This window comes from Helicobacter pylori NQ4053 (genome assembly GCF_000274605.1).
Taxonomy (GTDB): domain Bacteria; phylum Campylobacterota; class Campylobacteria; order Campylobacterales; family Helicobacteraceae; genus Helicobacter; species Helicobacter pylori_CV.
In genome coordinates, this window is the sequence record NZ_AKNV01000001.1 from 154,132 (window position 1) to 174,376 (window position 20,245).

Sequence of the window (20,245 nt, forward strand, 5' to 3'; positions counted from 1 at the left end):
TTTAGAGAAACCTTAACATCAAATACGCAAATAGTTTCTTAAAATGCGCCCGTATTGCGGGCTTCTCAATTTTTTGATCGCAGAGCTTTCAATCTGGCGCACCCTTTCTCTAGTAACATTCAATTCCTTGCCGATTTCTTCTAAAGTTCGATCGCTTTCATCGTCCAAAAGCCCAAAACGCATGCGGATCACCGCTTTTTCTCGCTCATTCAACTGATCCAAAACGCTTTCAATCTGGGCTTTTAAATCTTCGCGCATGATGTGATCAATGGAGCTAACGATATTTTTGTCTTCCACGAAATCCCCAAATTTGCCGTCATCATCATTGCCGACTGGGGTTTCTAAACTGATAGGCTCTTTAGTAACCTTAATCACATTCTTCACTTTATCTAACGAAAGCCCCACTTCTTCAGCCACCACTTCCAAATCAGGCTCTTTGCCGGTTTCTTGAATGTGTTTGCGCATGACTTTATTGATGCGATTGATCGTGTCAATCATGTGAATGGGGATGCGGATAGTGCGGGCTTGATCGGCTATGGCTCTGCTGATAGCTTGTTTGATCCACCAGGTTGCATAGGTAGAAAACTTGAAGCCCTTTTCATGCTCAAACTTATCCACCGCTTTCATCAAGCCAATATTACCCTCTTGAATCAAATCCAAGAATGGTAAGCCTCTGCTCGTGAATCGTTTAGCGATGCTCACCACCAACCTTAAATTGGATTTAGCCATTTTGTTTTTAGCGCGATCAGAAATCAATTTCCCTCTTTTGATTTGCTCTAAAATTTCTTTTAGCTTGTTAGGGGCTAAATCAAAGCCTTCTTCGCTCGCTTCTTTAGTCAAAAAGAGTTTTTTGAGATCCATATACACGCTCACCATAGTCGCTTCTGGCACTTGAGCGATAATGTCTTCTTTAGTCATGTTAGTGATATTGGCAAGGATTTTTTTATGGTTAGCGATGAGAGTGTCATTGAATAAGGGCAGTTTGTATTCCAAGCGTTTCAACTCTTTTTCAAACCCATCGCCGCTCTTTAAAGTGGTCTCCATCGTTTTGACTAATTCATTAATCAGTTTGCTGGTAGGCTCTAAATCATAGAGTCTGTCTTTGAGCGTTTGGCGTTTGTAAGCTAGGGTCAATGAACGCACCAATTCGTCTTCTTTTTCATCTATGGGGGCTTCAAGGGCTTTAAGCCATTCTTTTTTAGCCTTGTCTAGGGCTTTAAAGCTTTCTTGAACCTTTTCTACGCGCTTCTTGTCTTTTTCAGAAACGACTTTTTTCCTTTCTTCGTTTTCTTCATCTTCTTCGCTGTCGTCATCTTTTTTAGAATCGCTCACGCTATTTTCATCGTCATCATCAAAGCTCCTAAAAAGCTCTTTAACCCTTCTTTCACGATTGATTAAAGCGTCTTTATACGCATAGATAAAATCAATCAAATACGGCACCGAGCAAATCGCGTCTAAAATAATGTCTTCGCCCAAGCGGATTTGCTTGCTCAATTCAATCTCTTCATCTTTGCTTAAAAGTTTTATATCCCCCATCTCGCGCAAATACATGCGCACCGGGCTATCGCTTCTGCTCCACTCTAAAAAATCCTTTTCTTTCAAAAAGTCATAGCCATCCTCTAATTCCTCATCTAAAACTTTTTGCTTTTCTTCAGTTTTTTTAATCTTGTCAATTGCATTGAGTTTTTTAGCGTATTCTGAAGAGCTGACTAATTTCTTTTGGTATTTTTGGCACAATTCTTTGATTTTTTTGACTTGGACTAGAGTGGGGACTTTCGTGCTGATTTGAATGATAGACTCATAAGAAACGCAATCGCTTAAGGAATTGGCGAACAATTCTTCTAACGCTTCATTGAAACTAAGCTTTTTAACAGGAACAGGTTCTTTCGCTTTGCTTTCTTTGGCTTTAGCTTCTTTAATTTTGCTTTCTTTGATTTTATTTTCTTTGGCTTTATTGTTTTCTTTAGTTTTATTTTCTTGTGCGGCTTCTGCTTTGGCTTTTTTGGGGGCTTTTTCTTCGTTGGCTTTCTTTTTCATTGGACACTCCATAAAATAAGAACCCATGCTTTCAATCAAAAGTTAGGTCCATAAGATAAGATACACCTAATCCTTTGTTATTTTACTAAAAAATAGCTTAAATTCTAATTATAAAATGAGTTTAAAATAAAATTTAAAACCCCCATTTTTTAAAAAATAGGGTTTTAATTGTTTGCGTTTAATAAAAACAAACCTTAAAGCTTATCCACCATGCTTTTTAGAAATTTCGCTGAAGTTTGAGCGCTTTTTTCTAAAAACGCATCAAAGCTCATGTTAGCTTCCTCATCAGCGTTATCGCTAATGCTCCTTAACACACAGCATGGCACGCCAAATTTTTGGCACACAAACGCCACGCTCGCCCCCTCCATTTCCACCGCGCTCGCTTTAAACTCGCTAACTAAAAATTCTTTCCTCTCTTTGCTATGCACAAACTGATCGCCTGATGCGATGACGCCTTCTTTGAGCGCGATATGTTGCTCATTAGCGACTTTTTTAGCTAAAGCGTTTAAACTTTCGCTCGTTTCAATAAAAATCGCGCTTTCTGGGATGAACCCTAAAGGGTGGTTAAACGCGCTCAAATCCACATCATGCTGGACTAATTGAATAGCCACTAACAAATCATTGATTTTTAAGTCTTTAATTAAGCTTCCAGCCACCCCGCTAAAAAGCACCTTTTGAACGCCAAACGCTAAAATCATGCTCGTTGTGGTTAAAGTGGAATGCACCTTGCCAATCTTGCTATAAGCGACAATGATTTCCTTATTATGATAAACGCCTTTATGGAAAACATTCCCCCCTAAAGGGATCTCTTCAAAACCCACGCCAAACAATTCTAAAATAGGGGTTATTTCTTCTCTCATCGCCCCTAAAATGCCAATTTTTTGCACCATTTTCTCCCCATCACACGTATTCTTCTAAAAACTCAATGGCTTCATCAAGCCCTTTATTATCCCCCACGCTTATAGTTGGCTTGTTGCTCAATCGCTTGTTAAGCCCTTTTAACACACTCCCACAGCCTAATTCAAAAAAAACATCCACTCGGTCGTTGTTGGATTTCACGCAGTCTTGATAACGCACCGGCTGAGTGAGTTGCAAGCTCAACAATTCAACGGCTTTTGCTTTGTTGTGATACGCTTCGTTAGTCGCATTGGAGATGATTTCAAAATGGAATTTATCTTTCAGGCTTTTTTCTAGCAATTCCTGGAATTTAAAAATCATAGGCTCTAAAAAAGGGCAATGGCTCGCCACGCTCATTTCTAAAAAAACCACTCTTTTAGCCCCCATTTCCTTTAAAGTCGGCTCTAGGGCTTTCAAATCGTCTTTAATCCCGGCTAAAACCACTTGCATGCCGCCATTGAAATTCGCGCACCACACGTTTTTGGTTCTTTGACACAAACTCAAAAGGCTTTCTTCAGAAACGCCCAAAACGACCATCATGGAAGCGTCTTTATTCGCGCACGCTTCTTGCATCATTTTGCCTCTTTGGTGCGTGAGTTTAAGGGCTTTTTCAAAATCTAACGCCCCACTCAAAGACACCGCGCTCACTTCGCCGAGCGAATGCCCTAAAGCAAAAACGGGTTTTAATCCTCCATTCACTTGCTTGTTGAGTAATTGGTAAGCGATATAGCTCACTAAATAAATGGCAGGCTGGGTGTAAGCGCTCTCTTTTAAAAGCTCGTTTTCTTCAAAAAGCGTTTTTTTCATATCCACTTTAAGCGCATTAGAAGCCCTTTCAAACAATTCTTTAGCTAGGGTGTGGCTCTCATAGAATGATTTCCCCATTCCTATACATTGCGAGCCTTGCCCTGGAAATAATAGCGCGTATTGCATGGTGTTATCCTTTAAGTTTTATTAATCCATAATTTAAAATTGTAATATAAAAGCCCTTAGTTTTGTTTAGAAACCATTAAAGTTTAAGGTTTATTTTAACTTATTTTTACTATAATTCTACTTTTTAAAGGACAGGTGGGTGAGTTGGCTGAAACCACATCCCTGCTAAGGATGCGTAGCCGTCAAGGTTACCGAGGGTTCGAATCCCTCCCTGTCCGCCAGCCTTTTTGCCTTTAAAAACTTTTTGTTTAGAATGTATTAACGAGACACCATAGTTTCTAAGCATTCCTTTTACGACACTCCTTTTACAGATTTTACAAATACAAATTTTAGGTTGGGTGAAGAGAGACACCCAGCCTAAAACCTATAAGGGTTGCGGTATTTTCAAACATTTTGAGTATAATTGCTTCTGCTCATAACCACAAAAAAGAAAGAACATGATTTATAGAGAATTAGCTAAAAAAGTTTTAGAACAAGCAGAGAGGCCTTTGAAACCTAAAGAAATTTGGGAGATAGCTTGTGGAATGGGATTGGATAAAGAACGCCCAAGCATAGGAAAAACACCTTGGTCCACACTTGGAAGTGATCTTGGTAAAGATAAGAAGCAATTCTATGTTGCACGCAAAGAGGGAGGAGCCTTTTTCTATTGGCTCAAATCTCGTGAAAGAGAATTTCCACCACAAGAAACCCCAGATTCCAAAGAAGAAGATGATGAACAGAGCGAGTGTTCAGACACAGCCGAAAAACAAAAAACCTCTTTTGATGAAAAGGAAAAGGAAAGGGATTTACACCCACTACTTGTGAAATTCCTTAATGAAGATCCAAATTTCAAGCTTCTATGTAAAACTATCCACCATGAAAAGTGTCGTAAAGACAAAAAAGGCAAGTGTGAGTGGAATTATCCTGACATCGTGGGCGTGTATTTTCCCTACAATAAATATTTTCCCTATAATAAATACCAACAAGAAACTTTGAAATTTTTACAGCATACCGGTCAAAAAAGACACAAGCTTTTTTCCTTTGAGCTTAAAATCAGGATTAATTTTTCCAATCTGAAAGAAAGCTATTTTCAAACGGTGAGCAATTCTACTTGGGCTAATGAGGGGTATTTGGTGGTTTTTGAAGAGATTGAAGATAAAGTTTTGGGCGAATTAAGGCGGCTCAGCCAAAGCTTTGGTATAGGGGTTATCAAGCTAGAATCTGAGATTTCAAACTCCAAAATCTTGTTGCCAGCTAAAGAAAGGGAGATTGATATACCCACACTTAACATGCTTATAGAACAAAGTCCGGGGGATTTTAAGCCTTTTATGGAAAAGATTAACAAGCAAATTGAAAAAGGACTTGATACGGCAGTGGATATGGGGGAGTTTTTTGATGAAGTGCTTGATGATGAAGCAATACAAAAACACATTAAAGATAAAGGCATTAAAGCAGAATAAAAAATGGGAGCGTCTTATCTTTCTTGTCCCATTTTTAAAAGCACAGACGAGCTTTTCACCCTTTATCAAGGGGATTGTAATGAGGTTTTGCCCCAATTTGAAAACCAGTTTGATTTGATTTTTGCTGATCCGCCTTATTTCCTTTCTAATGACGGCTTAAGCATACAAAGCGGTAAGATTGTGAGCGTCAATAAAGGCGATTGGGATAAAGAAAATGGGATTAACGATATTGATGAGTTTAATCACCAGTGGATAAACAACGCCAAAAAGGCTTTAAAAAACACAGGAAGCCTTTTAATCAGCGGGACTTACCACAACCTTTTTTCTTTGGGGCACATTTTACAAAAATTGGATTTTAAGATTTTAAACCTCATCACTTGGCAAAAAACCAACCCTCCCCCCAATTTCAGCTGCCGTTATTTGACGCATTCCGCTGAGCAAATCATTTGGGCGAGGAAAAGCCGCAAGCACAAGCATGTTTTTAACTATGAGGTTTTAAAAAAGATCAATAATGATAAACAAATGCGCGATGTGTGGAGCTTCCCAGCGATCGCGCCTTGGGAAAAAATTAATGGCAAGCACCCCACTCAAAAACCTCTCGCTTTATTAGTGCGCTTGCTTTTAATGGCGAGCGATAAAAATTCTCTCATTGGCGATCCTTTTAGCGGGAGCTCTACCACAGGCATTGCGGCCAATCTTTTGAAAAGGGAATTTATCGGCATAGAAAAAGAAAGCGAATTTATCAAAATATCCATGAACAGAAAATTAGAATTAGACGCTCGCTATAAAGAAATCCGATCTAAAATCAAAGATTTAAACCACCAGTAAAGCCCCTTTTTTAAGCCGCTTTAAGCGTTATACTTTTGGGATTTTACCTCAAAATGGGATTCTATTTTCACCCATTCCTTACAAAGGATATTCTCATGCCCAAAAAGCCAGTGTTTAGGGCCAATAATGATTTTTTCTGGATTGTTTATCAAATAAGCCGCCCACCAACTATAAGTGCTATTAGCGATAATGCCATGCTGACAAGATTGCATGAGCAGCATGTCCCAATACGCCTCTTCTTCTTTATCTCTAGTGGTCATGTCCATAAAAGGGTAGCCAAGATCAAGGTTTTGCGTGAATTCTAAGTCTTCGCAAAACACAAAAAGCTCCATGTTTGGCACGCGCTTTGCCATATACTCAAGCGCCTTTTTTTGATAATCAATACCAAGCTGACAGCCAATCCCCACATAATCCCCTCTTCTTATATGCACAAACACGCTGTTTTTAGCGGCTAAAATCAAAGAAAGCTTGCGGTGGTATTCTTCCTCTTTTTTTTTATTATTTCCATTTTCTGGGGGGGGGGTAGGGTGAAGGTTTGCTTGATTAAAGGGGATATAGCATCAAAATATCGTGGATCTTGGAAATAGCCAAAAAAATAAGTCAAGCGGCTTGGTTTTAACAATTCAGGCTCGTATTCAAAAACGATTTCTTGACTCACCCTATCAAACCCCATGCATTTGAGCGCCTCTCTTACTAGCTTGGGGAGGTGTTGCATTTTAGCCACAGCGATTTCTTTTTCACTCGCATAGGGCAAATCAATAGGGAAAAGCTCCAATTGCATTTTCCTATTGCTCCAATCAAAAGAAGTAATATCCAATAGCACGGGCGTATTAAGGTGTTTTTGCAAACTTTTAGCGAAAGCGTATTGGAACATTTGATTCCCAAGCCCCCCACAAATTTGTACCACCTTAAAAGCCATTCAATCCCTTTATATTTTCAAATAAAACGCCTATTTTGGCCAACTTTAAAGCCCTTTTTCAATAAAAGCCCAAAAAGCGGAATAACGCTTTCAAATCATTTGAATTTTTTATTGGAAAAAGACGCGTATGAGGGTTCTAGCAAGCGTTCTTGGTATTCTAAAAGAATCCTGTCTTCGCTATTGAGCGAGTAGGCTTCATCGTATTTGCGCTTGATGATGCCCTTTAAAATGGTGTATTGGACCTGGTATTTATCTTCTTTAAGCATTTCATCCACTAAAGCGTAAAGCTGGATGTCTTGAATGAGTAAATCTGAAATTTTAACGCTCTCTTTATCAAACAATTCTTCATTAGTGCAATATTCATTCACTAAAATAAGCACCCGGTCATACACATCCGATGCGATTTTAGCGTTTAGGGTTCTATAAATGTAATCTTTGATTTTTTTGAGCTGCTCTTCTAAATCTTCACTGGCCTTGCTCGCTAAGGCTAGAATGCTTAAAATTTGAACCAGAGTCATCATTTTATGGCTTAAAGAACGGGTGCGCCATTTAATGAGAAGGCGCATGAAATAAGACATTTTGACAGAAAGGCTACAGGGGAGGGTGTTTTTCTTGGGTTTTGGCATGCTTAGTTTCTTTTAAAAAAGGATTTTGTGGTTTAATTATATAATTTTAAAACTAATTCTAGGAGTAAAGAGATGAAAACATTCAAAAAAGGCGTGGTCTTAGACGCTAAAAGCGTGGGGTTAAAAGCGCTAGAAGTTTTAAAAGAAGTGGCGGATTTTGATTTTTATGAGGTTACTTCGCCTAATCAAGTGGTTGAACGCTGCAAAGACGCTGAAATAATGGTATTGAATAAAGTCGTGATCACTCAAGAGATTTTAAGCCAATTGCCTAAACTCAAACTCATTTGCATCACCGCTACAGGCACGGATAATGTGGATATAAAAAGCGCGAAAGCTTTAGGCATAGAAGTCAAAAACGTGAGCGCTTATTCTACAGAATCCGTAGCCCAGCACACTTTAGCGTGCGCGTTGTCTTTGTTGGGGAGAATCAATGATTACGATCGTTACTGCAAAAGCGGGGAATATAGCCAAAGCGATATTTTTACGCACATTAGCGGTATGAAAATGGGGCTTATTAAAGGAGGTCAATGGGGGGTTATTGGCTTAGGCGCAATCGGTAAAAGAGTCGCCAAGCTCGCTCAAGCTTTCGGGGCAAAGGTGGTGTATTATTCCCCTAAAGATAAAAAAGAAGAGTATGAGCGCTTGAGTTTAGAAGAATTGCTTAAAACAAGCGGTATTATCAGCATTCATGCCCCCTTAAATGAAAGCACGCGCGATTTAATCGCTCTCAAAGAATTGCAAAGCCTAAAAGATGGGGCGATTTTAATCAATGTGGGGCGTGGGGGCATTGTGAATGAAAAGGATTTGGCTTTAATTTTAGAAACCAAAGATTTGTATTACGCAAGCGATGTGTTTGTGAAAGAGCCTTTTGAAAAAGATCATGCGTTTTTGAACCCAAAGATCCAAAACAAATTGCTTTTAACCCCCCATATCGCATGGGCGTATAGCGACAGCTTGAAAACCTTAGTAGAAAAAACCAAAGAAAATATCCAGGATTTTTTAGCTTCTCAAAAATAAAAGTAGGATTTTATAGAGAGATGGGTTTGATTGTTTGAGTTTTTTTACTGCTAACGCTTAATGTTTTTGGGTATGGCATGATAAAAAAGCTCAAAGCATTTTTTTAATGTAATGCAAAATAAAAGAGTTTGTTTTAATCAAGCGATGATTTTTTAAATAGGAAAGAAAAGCCTTTGAGTAACCACCCCCAAAGGCTTTTATGACAGAGAGCGATTAAGCCTTAGAAATATCAATTTTAAAGGTGTGGATTTCATCTTCTAAAAAGACTTTAACCACCACCACGCCCGGGGTTTTAAGGTTTTTGGTATCCACCACGACAAACCCTCCTTTAGCCTTATTTTCAACATTAAGGGTGTTTTTCTTAAGGTAATTGATCGCTAGGATCTTTAAAGCTTGGCGGCTTTCTTGCATGACCTCTTGCTCTTCTACATCATCCATCATCATCATGCCAAAGCCCGGCCCATACATGCCCATTCCCCCATACATCATGCCGTTATAAGCTAAAAAACTCCCTTGCCCGTAATAAAACATAGGCGGGGTGATCATATTGATATTATCAATAGGGGCGGTCGGCACGCTGATATTAAAGCTTTGTAAAATGCCCTCAAAATCAAAACTGGATTTCATCACCTGTCTCAAGCTTAAGACCGGTAAATTCGTTTGGTTGATAGACACTGAAATGGCTTTACGGCTAAACACCACAGGATTTCCCTCTATAACTTGCGCCGCTACATACAGCACTAAGGGGGATTCATTCAAACCTTTCAATTTGCTTTGAGCGATTTCTAGCTGGACTTTAGATTTGGCTTGTGTGGAGGTCATCACTTGAATCCCATTATTATAGGAAGTAACATGTTCAGGCGTGATCTTATAGCTCGCGCAAGCGCTCATCAATAAGGCTATCGCTACTAAAATGATTTTTTTCATTCAGACTCCTTTCATTCAGTTTAATTTTCGTTTAGAGTTTATTTAATTATAGTGTGTTTTAACTTAAAATGTAACTTTTATTAAGGTTAAAAGCGTAAAAAAAGCTCTAATGCGTGTTTTCTAGCCACAAAAGGATAGAAGATTTGATCTCATTGAGTTTTAAAACTTCTTGGTGCTTGATGCCTCTTTCAAACAAATCATCAAGGCGCTGGCTATCCGGGGTATTGTAGCTGTTTTTAAGCGTTTCTAGGGCGGCTTTATCGTCTTTTTTTTGCTCGTTTAGGGCTAAAAGGGTGGTGCTAGGGAATTTTTCATAAGAAGCGGTGGCGGAAACAAGGGTTTTTTCGTTGGTTTTCAAGCTGGCGTTTAAAGCGGTGGCGGTGTGGGGGTCAATCAGGTATTGGTGCTCTACATAAACTTCTTGAATGGTTTTCAAACAATCTTCATCTGAGCAGCTCGCGCAAGAAAAATGCTCCTGTAAAAGGGCTAATTCTTTAGGTTTTAAGGCATAAAATTTCTCTTCTTCTAAAGCTTGCATCAATTCTAGCGTGCGTTCAAACCCAAAAAGGCTAAAAAGCGCTCTTTCCACATTGGAGCTTTTTAAAATATCCATAGCCGGCGAGTAGGTTTGCTTTAAAGAGCGCTTAGTCAAATCGTAACGGCCTGTCTCTATAAACTCCCTTAAAACATCGTTGCTGTTGGTTACGACCTTGATTTTAGCGATATTCAAGCCCATTTTTTGAGCGTAAAACGCCCCTAAAGCGTTCCCAAAATTACCGCTGGGTATGGCTAGGGTGATTTTTTCTTTAGAATTGATCGCGCCTTTTTTATACAATTCTAAAAAGCCCCAAATATGATAGACGATTTGAAAAGCGATGCGCCCAAAATTCACGGAATTAGCCACGCTTAATTTTAATTGGTGCGTTTTTAGGGCTTCGTTAAAATCATCGTCTTTTAAAAGGTTTTTGAGCGCGTTTTGCGCATCATCAAAATCCCCACTGATCCCAAAGACTTTTAAATTGCTAGCGCTTTGGGTTACCATTTGGAGTTTTTGGACTAAACTCGTGCCGTCTTTGGGGTATAAACACACCACAAAAACATTAGGCATGCCCGCCAGACTTTCTAAAGTCGCAGGGCCGGTATCCCCGCTTGTGGAAACGAGCATTAAATACTTTTCATTTTTCCCTACCGCTAGGTTAGAAAACAAGCTCGCTAAAGGCTGTAACGCCATGTCTTTAAACGCCAAACTAGGCCCATGGTAGAGCTCTTGGACAAAAAGCCTTTCATTGAGTGCAAAAATAGGGGCTGGATTTTTAGGGTTATCAAAATTTTCATAGCGTTTTAAAGCGCTTGTCAATAAACCTTTAGGAATCTCTAAACCCAATCGTTCAAACACGCATTCTACTAGCTCGTTATAGCTCAGATTCAAACAATCTTGCCATTCTAGCGTTTCAAAATGCTCTAAAGTGTAAAGCCCGCCTTTGGGGGCGTTGGGGTTTAATACCGCTTCAATAAAATCAATCTTTTTTTCTTTCAAAGAGCGCGTGGGGACAAAAGGCATGATTTTTCCTTCTTAATACTTTGGATAATTTTAAGCCGTAGCATACCCTAAAAGAGCGAATGCAACCTTAAAATGATTTTTTAATGAGAATGATCGATCGCCTTTTTAATCCAGTTTAATTTTGGATTTATGCTTATAATACTATAATGCGGTTTAAAATTTTGCCGCAAATGGGCAAAAAATTCATCATAGTAAGGTTGTGTTTTGTCTAAAGGTTTGAGTATCGGTAATAAAATCATATTGTGCGTGTCGTTGATTGTGATCGTGTGCGTGAGCATTTTAGGGGTGTCTTTAAACAGCAAAGTGAAAGAAATCTTAAAAGAAAACACCTTGCATTCCATGCAAGATAGTTTGCATTTTAAGGTTAAGGAAGTGCAAGGGGTTTTGGAAAATGCCTATACGAGCATGGGCATTGTCAAAGAAATGCTCCCTAAAGACACCAAAAGAGAAATCAAAATCAATTTGTTAAAAAACTTCATTTTAGCCAATTCGCATGTCGCTGGGGTGAGCATGTTTTTTAAAGACAGAGAAGATTTAAGATTAACGCTTTTAAGGGATAACGATACGATTAAAGTGATGGAAAACCCGTCATTAGGGAATAGCCCTTTAGCACAAAAAGCGATGAAAAATAAAGAAATTTCTAAAAGCTTGCCTTATTATAGGAAAATGCCTAATGGGGCGGAAGTTTATGGGGTTGATGTTCTTTTACCTTTATTGAATGAAAACACCAAAGAGGTTGTAGGGGCTTTGATGATTTTCCTTTCCATTGACAGCTTCAGTAATGAAATCACTAAAAACAGGAGCGATTTGTTTTTAATTGGCGTTAAAGGTAAAGTGCTTTTGAGCGCGAATAAAAGCTTGCAAGACAAATCCATCACCGAAATTTATAAAAGCGTGCCTAAAGCCACTAACGAAGTGATGGCTATTTTAGAAAACGGCTCTAAAGCGACTTTAGAATACCTGGATCCCTTTAGCCATAAGGAAAATTTTTTAGCCGTTGAAACCTTTAAAATGCTAGGCAAAACAGAAAGTAAAGACAATCTTAATTGGATGATCGCTTTAATCATTGAAAAAGACAAGGTCTATGAGCAAGTAGGCTCGGTGCGTTTTGTGGTGATCGTGGCGAGCGCTATCATGGTGTTAGCCTTGATTATAGCGATCACTCTCTTAATGCGAGCGATTGTGAGCAATCGTTTGGAAGTCGTTTCTAGCACCTTATCTCATTTCTTCAAATTATTGAACAATCAAGCCAATTCCAGCGGTACTAAATTGGTTGAAGCGAAATCTAATGACGAATTAGGCCGCATGCAAACAGCCATTAATAAAAATATCTTGCAAACCCAAAAAACCATGCAAGAAGACAAGCAAGCCGTCCAAGACACCATTAAAGTGGTTTCAGATGTGAAAGCAGGGAATTTTGCGGTGCGCATCACAGCTGATCCCGCAAGCCCTGATCTGAAAGAATTGAGAGACGCGCTAAATGGGATCATGGATTATTTGCAAGAAAGCGTAGGGACTCACATGCCAAGCATTTTCAAAATCTTTGAAAGCTATTCTGGTTTGGATTTTAGAGGCCGGATCCAAAACGCTTCGGGTAGGGTGGAATTGGTTACTAACGCTTTAGGGCAAGAAATCCAAAAAATGCTAGAAACTTCGTCTAATTTTGCCAAAGATTTAGCGAACGATAGCGCGAATTTAAAAGAATGCGTGCAGAATTTAGAAAAGGCTTCAAACTCCCAACACAAAAGCTTGATGGAAACTTCTAAAACGATAGAAAATATCACCACTTCCATTCAAGGCGTGAGCTCTCAAAGTGAAGCCATGATTGAACAAGGGCAAGACATTAAAAGCATTGTAGAAATCATTAGAGATATTGCCGATCAAACCAATCTTTTAGCCCTAAACGCTGCTATTGAAGCCGCAAGGGCCGGCGAGCATGGCAGAGGTTTTGCGGTGGTGGCTGATGAAGTTAGGAAACTCGCTGAAAGGACGCAAAAATCGCTCAGCGAGATTGAAGCCAATATCAATATTTTAGTTCAAAGCATTTCAGACACGAGCGAAAGCATTAAAAACCAGGTTAAAGAAGTAGAAGAGATTAACGCTTCTATTGAAGCCTTAAGATCGGTTACTGAGGGCAATCTAAAAATCGCTAGCGATTCGTTAGAAATCAGTCAAGAAATTGACAAAGTCTCTAACGATATTTTAGAAGATGTGAATAAAAAGCAGTTTTAATGCTCATTCATATTTGCTGCTCGGTGGATAACCTGTATTTTTTAAAAAAGGCTAAAGAGGCTTTTGCGGGTGAAAAAATTGTAGGGTTTTTTTATAACCCCAATATCCACCCTTATAGCGAATACTTGTTGCGTTTAGAGGATGTGAAACGCACTTGCGAGATGCTAGAAATTGAATTGCTTGAGGGCGATTATGAATTAGAAAAATTTTTAGACAAAGCTAAGGGTAAGGAATTGTTAGGGGAAAAAAGCGAGCGCTGTTTTGAATGCTTTGACTTGCGATTAGAAACGAGCGCGTTAAAAGCCTTTGAATTAGGGGAAGAAAAATTCACTACCACCTTACTCACAAGTCCTAAAAAAGACCCTAACCAGCTCATCGCTAAGGGACAACACATCGCGCAAAGGCACAATTTGGAATTTGTTGTGTTTAGAAACGATAATTTTGAACATTTTAAGAGCGAGTTGGATTTAAACTTGCAAGCTTTGGCGAGAGAAAACGAGCTTTATCGGCAAAATTATTGCGGTTGCCAATTCGCTTTAAAAATCCAAAAAGAATCCCAAAACAGAAGCCCCTTTGAGCTTTATTCGCCTTTAAAACGCCAGATTTTACCCGCAAGTATTGAAGAAAGAACGCAAGTTTTTAGAACATTAGAAGCAACTAAAAAGGACGCTAATAAGCCTTTTTTAGCCCAAAAAACGATTGCAACTTACCGCTTATTGAATGGGGGCGTGTGGCTTTCTAAAAATTCAAACCCCTTGAATTGCTGCATTCTAGCGCGCTCTAAAAGTAAGGCTAAAGTTAGGATCAACGATTTAAGGTGGGTTTTTTCTCAGCGTTTGAGCGCTCTAGTGGGTTATAGCCAAAGAGATGAAACCTTGTTTTTAACTTTAGAAGGCCTTAATACTCTTATGGCGAAAAACTACGATAATTTAAAAGAGTTAAACCTTAACCCCTTAAATTATGAAGAAGAGTTGTCTTTAAGGGCGTTAGTGAGCGGGAGCGAGAGTATTAACCCTATTATCGTGCTAGAAGAATGCATAGAAAAAACCCTTTTTGTAGAAATTAAAAGCATTTTTCAAGAAGAAAAGGTGTTTTATTTGCTCTAAGCTAAACTTTAATACTCCTTAGCAGAAATCCCAGTCGTCTTTAGCGGTTGGGATGAATGCTACCAATTCGTGGTATAATATCCCCATACATTCGTATCTAGCATAGGAAGTGCGCAAAGTTACGCCTTTGGAGATATGATGTGTGAGACCTGTAGGGAATGCGTTGGAGCTCAAACTCTGTAAAATCCCTACTATAGGGACACAGAGTGAGAACCAAACTCTCCCTACTGGCAACATCAGCCTAGGAAGCCCAATCTTCTTTAGCGGTTGGGCACTTCACTGGAGCGATAAATTCTCGTAATGAAAAATCATTAAAGTTGGCTTTAGTTATCCATGCTTGATGGGAACAAAACCTAAAACAATATATTATTTTAAAATATAGCGTTGTGTGTAAGTAGGGGTTATATTCAGTCAAAACATGCAAGTAATTTAAAGTTAATTTAAGATAATTAGGCACAATAGCCGTAAAAAGTTTAAGGCTGTATTTGAAAACTCTATTCAGTATTATTTATCTCTTTTTATCGTTGAATTTACTCTTTTTAGAAGCTAATGAAATCACTTGGTCTAAATTCTTAGAAAACTTTAAAAACAAGAATGACGATGACAAACCTAAACCCCTAACTATTGAAAAAAACAATGAAAAACAGCAAATCCTAGACAAAAACCAGCAAATCTTAAAAAGGGCTTTGGAAAAAAGCCTTAAATTTTTCTTTATTTTTGGATACAACTATTCGCAAGCCACTTTTTCAACTTCTAATCAAACCTTGACTCTTGTAGCCAATAGCATAGGGTTTAACACCGCTACCGGTTTAGAGCATTTTTTAAGAAACCACCCTAAAGTCGGTTTTAGAATCTTTAGCGTCTATAACTATTTCCATTCTGTTTCGCTCTCTCAGCCTCAAATCCTAATGGTGCAAAATTACGGAGGCGCGTTAGATTTTTCTTGGATTTTTGTAGATAAAAATATTTATCGCTTTAGGAGTTATTTAGGAATCGCTTTAGAACAAGGGGTGTTATTAGTGGATACGATTAAAACCGGTGCGATCACAACCATCATTCCTAGAACCAAGAAAACCTTTTTCCAAGCCCCTTTTCGTTTTGGTTTTATCGTGGATTTTATCGGCTATTTGTCCTTGCAATTAGGGATTGAAATGCCTTTAGTGAGGAATGTTTTTTACACCTACAACAACCATCAAGAAAGATTCAAACCACGATTTAACGCTAATCTTTCTTTAATCGTTTCGTTTTAATCCCCCTTTTCCCCTTTTAAATAAGCCCATGATTTTCCTAGGGTATTTCAAAAACATGGAAAAAACATTCGCTTGAATGCCGTTTTCTTTACATGCTCTTATGTTTTCTTTATTCCTTAATAAAAGGCTTTTAAACCCCCTTGCGCTAACTCCCCCGGTGCGCATGATAACTAACACTTCTTTCAAGTAAGAAAAGCTTATTTTTTGCACCACAAACAAGCGGATGATCATCTCAAAATCCGCTGAAATTTTATAATCGGTTTTGTATAGCCCGTAGCGTTCATGAATGGCTTTTTTAACAAAGAGCGTGGGGTGGGCTGGCACCACGCCATAAAGCAAGGTTTTAGGGCTAAACTCCCCGCTTTCATAATAACGGACCACTTTTTCTAAACGATCCGGTTTGACAAAAACCAGATCCGCATACACGCTATCGCAATTTTTGTTTTCAAACTCATGCACCACTTTTTCTATTACAAACTCATCTTTGTAAAAATCATCGCTATTCAATAAAGCGATAATATCCCCACTAGAGCGCTTTATGCCCTTATTCATAGCGTCATAAATGCCCTTATCTTTTTCACTCATCACGCAAGCGATTCTATCTCTATATTTTTGAATGATTTCTAAAGTGCTATCCGCGCTAGCCCCATCTATAATGATGTATTCAATGTTTTTATAAGTTTGATTAAGCACGGAAAGAATGGTGTCTTCAATGGTTTTTTCGCTATTAAAACACGCCGTGATCACAGAAACTTTTAACAATCCAACCCTTTTATAATAAACTCCTCCTGATTAAGTTTTAAACAAATTCACTTGTTTGTCTAAATTCATAGTCGTTCCACTCACATGCGTAGCGATATTTAAAATATCTGAAGAATCCGCTAAAGTTTTAGAAGCCACTTTTTCCACTTCTACAAAATCGCTTACCATAGCTTCAATTTGGTGTCCGGATTTAGCGTAATCGTCCATGCTTTGATTGCTATCTGACACGACTGAGCTTAAATTAGAACTCATTTTTTCGTAAGTTTCTTGCACGCTTTTACTCATATCGCTCAAGCGCTCCATTTTTTGCGAATTGAGATTCATTTGCGAACTCACATCATTGATTTCTTGGACAATCACCATGATAGTGGAATTGATTTCGGCTAAAGACTTTTGAGTGCGCCCGGCTAAATTCCTAACCTCATCCGCCACCACCGCAAAGCCTCTGCCATGCTCGCCAGCCCTTGCGGCTTCAATAGCAGCGTTTAGGGCTAACAGATTCGTCTGATCGGCAATATCATTGATAATATCCAAAATGGATTTGACATCATCAGCGTTACGGCTTAGCTGCTCCACTTTACTAGAGAGTTCCTCTTCAGTGTGCGCGCTCTCTATGATTTGAGAAAATAAATCCCCGATCGCATCCTTGCTCTCTTTGACAAGCCCTTGCGTTTCAATCAAACGCTTCCTTAACCCTTGAGACTGCTCTATGGAAGCATTCATCATGCTCGCTACATCCGTGGCTTTATTTTTTACGGAATTTAGAGTGGTTGAGGAATCTTTCATGCTCTTTTGGGTTTCTTGCGCGATTTGGACTAATTTGTCCATTGAAGTTTTATTGGAAGTGGAAATGCCTTTAATCTCTTCCATAATCAAGCGGGCGTTTTCCACAAACAAATTGATCCCACGGCCCACTTGCGAGATTTCATCGTTGCGATCACCCACATCAATTTTGGCCCTCAAATCCTTATCCCCATGGCTAAAAGCGTTGATTTTAAGGACCAATTCATCAATGCGTTTCACGATCCTTAGTTTAGCGTATATGAGCGTCAAAACCACTAACGCTATCGTCGCTGTCAGTATCCAAAGGAATAATTTTGCGGTGTTTTCATTAAAAACCTTATTCACGCCTTCTTTAATCGCTTTATTTTCTGTGTTAATGTCAGTGTAATAAGAAGTCGTTGCGATCACCATTTGAGACACCTCATCATAATGCGAGTAGGCGAATTTTTTCTCCGGCACGCCTCCATCGTATTTAGGCATTTTATAATAAGTGTAGCCTCCCCCTTTTTTAGCCGCTTCCAAATACCCCCTAACATAATACACCCCATCAACGCTCTGAGCGTCAAGCCCTGATTGGCCTACGGTTTTAGGATTGACCGGATCAAACAGCACTACCCCGTTTTTATCCACCACCACCATATAAATCATGCCCTTATCGTCGTTAATGCGTTTGAAATAATCCAACGCCATTTTTCTTGCAGTAGCATTGTCAAAATTTTTGTAATACTCATGAATGCCCTGTTCAATAATTTTTGTCATGTAAGCGAGCGTTTTTTCACGCTTTTTGTATTGCCCGGTTTCTAAATGCTCCATGAGTTGCACTAACACATCTTTTTGTATAACCTTTACAAAACCAATAAAAAGCCCCCCTAAACCTAAAAGAGCGGCTAGCACGACAAACATAATACGAGTCCCTAGCGAAGCAAATACTGAAGCAAACATCATTCATCTCCTATAAATCATTTTTAAGTCAAACCCTAATTTGAGAGTTCAGCTTCCAAATGCACCCCCCCCCCGAAAAATGAGTGGCGCAAAGTAAAATTAAAATCCGGTGGTTTGAAAACCGCTGAAAAAAGCGAAAAGCCAACAATCTAGGATTATAGAACATTCCTTTTTAAGTTAGGCTTAAAGAATAAATAATAAAAATAAAAATCTTATTTAATTTCACTTTCCTTAATAGATCTGACGTTCAAAGTCCTCCCGTCTTTTGAAGTGGGGATTTTGATGCTCCCTTCTTTTAATTTTTCTCTCAATTTTTTTAGCAGCGGGTTTTTGAAATCGTAGTTGATGATTTCCCAGTTATGTTCCAGTTCAGGGGTTACCTTCCCACCTTTTTCTTCCGTGATGTATTGGATGATCAAATCCCGTATTTGCCCGTTATCTTGCAATGCATCGTAAGAATCATAATACCTATCAGCGTCTGTAACCAATTTTAAAGTCGTGGATAATGTCCCAAATCGGTAATTGTTGATCGCTAATTTATACACCGCTTTTAAATCAATGGGTTTTCCGTTAATTGTCGGATTAATAATCCTTTGCCCGGCGGGTTTGGTAACGTCAACTTGGTATTTCACGCCAGAAAACATATCAAAGTTATAGCCGCGAACGTTTTCATTAAAACTGATCGTCAAATCGCCCGGTTGCAACTGGTTGTAAAATCGGTATGACCATTCCATGTATTTCAACAGGTTTTCACCCGTGATATGCACCCCAATGAGCGTATTAGCGAACTTGTAAATGTAGGCGACATCTTTTCTTTTGAAAGGCCCTTTTTTCAAATTCGCCCCAAAATTGAATAAGGCTGCCGCTGAAACATCGGCGTTTGCGTAATATTTTTGGACTTTGTTGATCAATTCTATCACCGGTGTTTCTTGCAAGACGGCGGTTGGCATCGTGGTGATTTTTTCTCCTCCTGTGATAAAATCAGGCCTGTCAATAAAGGTTTTTGTCACTTCGCCAACCACTTCATTAGCGTATTCTTTTGATTTTTTATCCACATATTCGTATTTTTTCGCTAATTCTTCATCTTCTGGAATATCTTTTGTGGGTAAATTTTCAGTCGTTATGGTTTTTTTCTTTGTTTGAGTGTCAAACACCACCACACCCTTTGCCAGATAAGCCCCATACGCTCCAGGCTCAATGGTATGCACCTTTCCCACTTTGGTGTTATAAACCGCATGCTCATGCCCGGCAAAAATGATGTCAAATTGCGGGAATTTTTTCGCTAAATCCGGTATCCCGTCGCCACCTTTCTCATCTTCTCGCCCCAAATGAAAAGCGCCAATCAAAATATCATACTTCCCTTTCAGCTCTTTCAAAGTCTTTTTTAACGCTTCTTCAGCGTCCAAAAACTTCAAGCCTGCAAAATGTTCAGGCGTAGAGGCCTCCCAAGTTGGGATGTGCGGCACCAAAAACCCCACAACCGCCACCCTCACGCCATCAATTTTTTTAATCATATAAGGTTTCACAAACGGCTTATTGTCCGCAATTTTGATAATATTCGCGTTCACGACACCGCCATTAAACCCCTTAATATTTTTTTCTAAAAAATCTTTACTGAAGTTAAACTCATGATTGCCAAGCACACGAATGTCAAATTTCAAATCGTTTTCGGCTCTAACTAGCGGGTGGATAGGCTCATCATTAAACAACTCCGCGCTATTACCCTGCAACAAATCCCCGCTGTCAATCAAAACCACATTTTTATTTTCAGCCCTTTGCTTTTTGATTAAAGCCGCAATCCTTGTCAAGCCGTTATTGGGTTTTTGCTCGCCAATCGCATAATCATACGAAAAAAGCCACCCATGAATGTCTGAAGTTTCTAAAAACACGATTTTGACTTCTTTTGCCGATATTGAAAGTGCCAGCGTGAAAAAGATGAGTAAAATCAATTTTCTCATTGAAATCCTTCTAATACAAGAGATTCAT

The 20,245-nt window shown here is 39.0% G+C and carries 18 protein-coding genes and 1 tRNA gene; 7 read left to right on the forward strand and 12 right to left on the reverse strand.

What is annotated here, in order from left to right; translation table 11 throughout:
* Positions 1–18: 18 nt before the first annotated feature.
* From rpoD to fabD, 3 genes are all read right to left on the reverse strand, one after another.
* Positions 19–2,064: an RNA polymerase sigma factor RpoD gene (rpoD, locus tag AYS37_RS00785; RefSeq protein WP_195182780.1), complete on the reverse strand. Its 2,046-nt coding sequence runs from the start codon at positions 2,062–2,064 to the stop codon at positions 19–21.
* A 167-nt stretch (positions 2,065–2,231) separates the two neighbouring features.
* A complete protein-coding gene (locus tag AYS37_RS00790) occupies positions 2,232–2,927 on the reverse strand; it encodes a 5'-methylthioadenosine/adenosylhomocysteine nucleosidase (RefSeq protein WP_000250173.1) in 696 nt (231 codons plus the stop codon).
* A gap of 10 nt (positions 2,928–2,937) precedes the next feature.
* Positions 2,938–3,867 (reverse strand): ACP S-malonyltransferase, encoded by a 930-nt coding sequence (gene fabD / locus AYS37_RS00795; RefSeq protein ID WP_001199038.1) that lies wholly within the window; start codon positions 3,865–3,867, stop codon positions 2,938–2,940.
* A gap of 129 nt (positions 3,868–3,996) precedes the next feature.
* On the opposite strand from fabD, the gene AYS37_RS00800 reads away from it, so the two are divergent.
* The 3 genes from AYS37_RS00800 to AYS37_RS00810 all read left to right on the forward strand — a co-directional run bounded on the left by AYS37_RS00800 (position 3,997) and on the right by AYS37_RS00810 (position 6,134).
* A tRNA-Ser gene (locus tag AYS37_RS00800) sits at positions 3,997–4,088 on the forward strand.
* A gap of 216 nt (positions 4,089–4,304) precedes the next feature.
* Positions 4,305–5,306, forward strand: a complete 1,002-nt coding sequence (locus AYS37_RS00805) for an HTH domain-containing protein (protein WP_000640312.1) — start codon at positions 4,305–4,307, stop codon at positions 5,304–5,306.
* Positions 5,307–5,309: 3 nt separating this feature from the next.
* Entirely contained in the window at positions 5,310–6,134 is an 825-nt protein-coding gene (locus AYS37_RS00810; protein WP_000501301.1) for a DNA-methyltransferase, read from the forward strand.
* 20 nt (positions 6,135–6,154) lie between these two features.
* Here the strand turns inward: AYS37_RS00810 and futC1 are convergent, their stop codons facing one another.
* The 3 genes from futC1 to AYS37_RS00825 form a co-directional block, all read right to left on the reverse strand.
* Positions 6,155–6,595 carry an alpha-(1,2)-fucosyltransferase FutC1 gene (gene futC1 / locus AYS37_RS00815; RefSeq protein WP_001874452.1) on the reverse strand — a complete coding sequence of 147 codons (441 nt, stop codon included), beginning with the start codon at positions 6,593–6,595 and terminating at the stop codon, positions 6,155–6,157.
* Positions 6,592–7,053: an O-fucosyltransferase family protein gene (locus AYS37_RS00820; protein ID WP_000874797.1), complete on the reverse strand. Its 462-nt coding sequence runs from the start codon at positions 7,051–7,053 to the stop codon at positions 6,592–6,594. Before AYS37_RS00820 ends, futC1 begins: the two co-directional genes overlap by 4 nt.
* A 95-nt stretch (positions 7,054–7,148) precedes the next feature.
* Positions 7,149–7,679, reverse strand: coding sequence for a hypothetical protein (locus tag AYS37_RS00825; protein WP_001125839.1), 531 nt, complete (start codon positions 7,677–7,679; stop codon positions 7,149–7,151).
* Positions 7,680–7,751: 72 nt separating this feature from the next.
* On the opposite strand from AYS37_RS00825, the gene AYS37_RS00830 reads away from it, so the two are divergent.
* Positions 7,752–8,696, forward strand: a complete 945-nt coding sequence (locus AYS37_RS00830; protein WP_000846843.1) for a D-2-hydroxyacid dehydrogenase — start codon at positions 7,752–7,754, stop codon at positions 8,694–8,696.
* Positions 8,697–8,909: 213 nt separating this feature from the next.
* On the opposite strand, the gene AYS37_RS00835 is transcribed toward AYS37_RS00830, so the two are convergent.
* Positions 8,910–9,623 (reverse strand): hypothetical protein, encoded by a 714-nt coding sequence (locus AYS37_RS00835; RefSeq protein WP_000720671.1) that lies wholly within the window; start codon positions 9,621–9,623, stop codon positions 8,910–8,912.
* 106 nt (positions 9,624–9,729) lie between these two features.
* Positions 9,730–11,184, reverse strand: a complete 1,455-nt coding sequence (gene thrC, locus AYS37_RS00840) for a threonine synthase (RefSeq protein ID WP_001117342.1) — start codon at positions 11,182–11,184, stop codon at positions 9,730–9,732.
* Between the two features lie 204 nt (positions 11,185–11,388).
* Here thrC and tlpA point away from each other — a divergent pair, with 204 nt between their 5' ends.
* Together tlpA and AYS37_RS00850 are read left to right on the forward strand one after the other, a co-directional pair.
* Positions 11,389–13,416 (forward strand): methyl-accepting chemotaxis protein TlpA, encoded by a 2,028-nt coding sequence (tlpA, locus tag AYS37_RS00845; RefSeq protein ID WP_000033557.1) that lies wholly within the window; start codon positions 11,389–11,391, stop codon positions 13,414–13,416.
* Positions 13,416–14,522 (forward strand): epoxyqueuosine reductase QueH, encoded by a 1,107-nt coding sequence (locus AYS37_RS00850; protein WP_000905193.1) that lies wholly within the window; start codon positions 13,416–13,418, stop codon positions 14,520–14,522. The genes tlpA and AYS37_RS00850 overlap by 1 nt, the downstream gene beginning before the upstream one ends.
* Positions 14,523–14,540: 18 nt before the next feature.
* Here the strand turns inward: AYS37_RS00850 and AYS37_RS08445 are convergent, their stop codons facing one another.
* Positions 14,541–14,756 carry a hypothetical protein gene (locus AYS37_RS08445; protein ID WP_154079717.1) on the reverse strand — a complete coding sequence of 72 codons (216 nt, stop codon included), beginning with the start codon at positions 14,754–14,756 and terminating at the stop codon, positions 14,541–14,543.
* Between the two features lie 251 nt (positions 14,757–15,007).
* On the opposite strand from AYS37_RS08445, the gene AYS37_RS00855 reads away from it, so the two are divergent.
* Complete coding sequence (locus AYS37_RS00855; protein ID WP_000853618.1) at positions 15,008–15,772, forward strand: outer membrane beta-barrel protein; 765 nt, start codon at positions 15,008–15,010, stop codon at positions 15,770–15,772.
* On the opposite strand, the gene AYS37_RS00860 is transcribed toward AYS37_RS00855, so the two are convergent.
* From AYS37_RS00860 to AYS37_RS00870, 3 genes are all read right to left on the reverse strand, one after another.
* Complete coding sequence (locus tag AYS37_RS00860; protein WP_000922044.1) at positions 15,755–16,534, reverse strand: glycosyltransferase family 2 protein; 780 nt, start codon at positions 16,532–16,534, stop codon at positions 15,755–15,757. The two genes, AYS37_RS00855 and AYS37_RS00860, sit on opposite strands and share 18 nt — an antisense overlap.
* Before the next feature lie 30 nt (positions 16,535–16,564).
* Complete coding sequence (gene tlpB / locus AYS37_RS00865; protein ID WP_000970887.1) at positions 16,565–18,262, reverse strand: methyl-accepting chemotaxis protein TlpB; 1,698 nt, start codon at positions 18,260–18,262, stop codon at positions 16,565–16,567.
* 209 nt (positions 18,263–18,471) lie between these two features.
* On the reverse strand, positions 18,472–20,217 hold the full coding sequence (locus tag AYS37_RS00870) for a bifunctional metallophosphatase/5'-nucleotidase (RefSeq protein WP_001228609.1): 1,746 nt from the start codon (positions 20,215–20,217) through the stop codon (positions 18,472–18,474).
* Positions 20,218–20,245 lie beyond the last annotated feature (28 nt).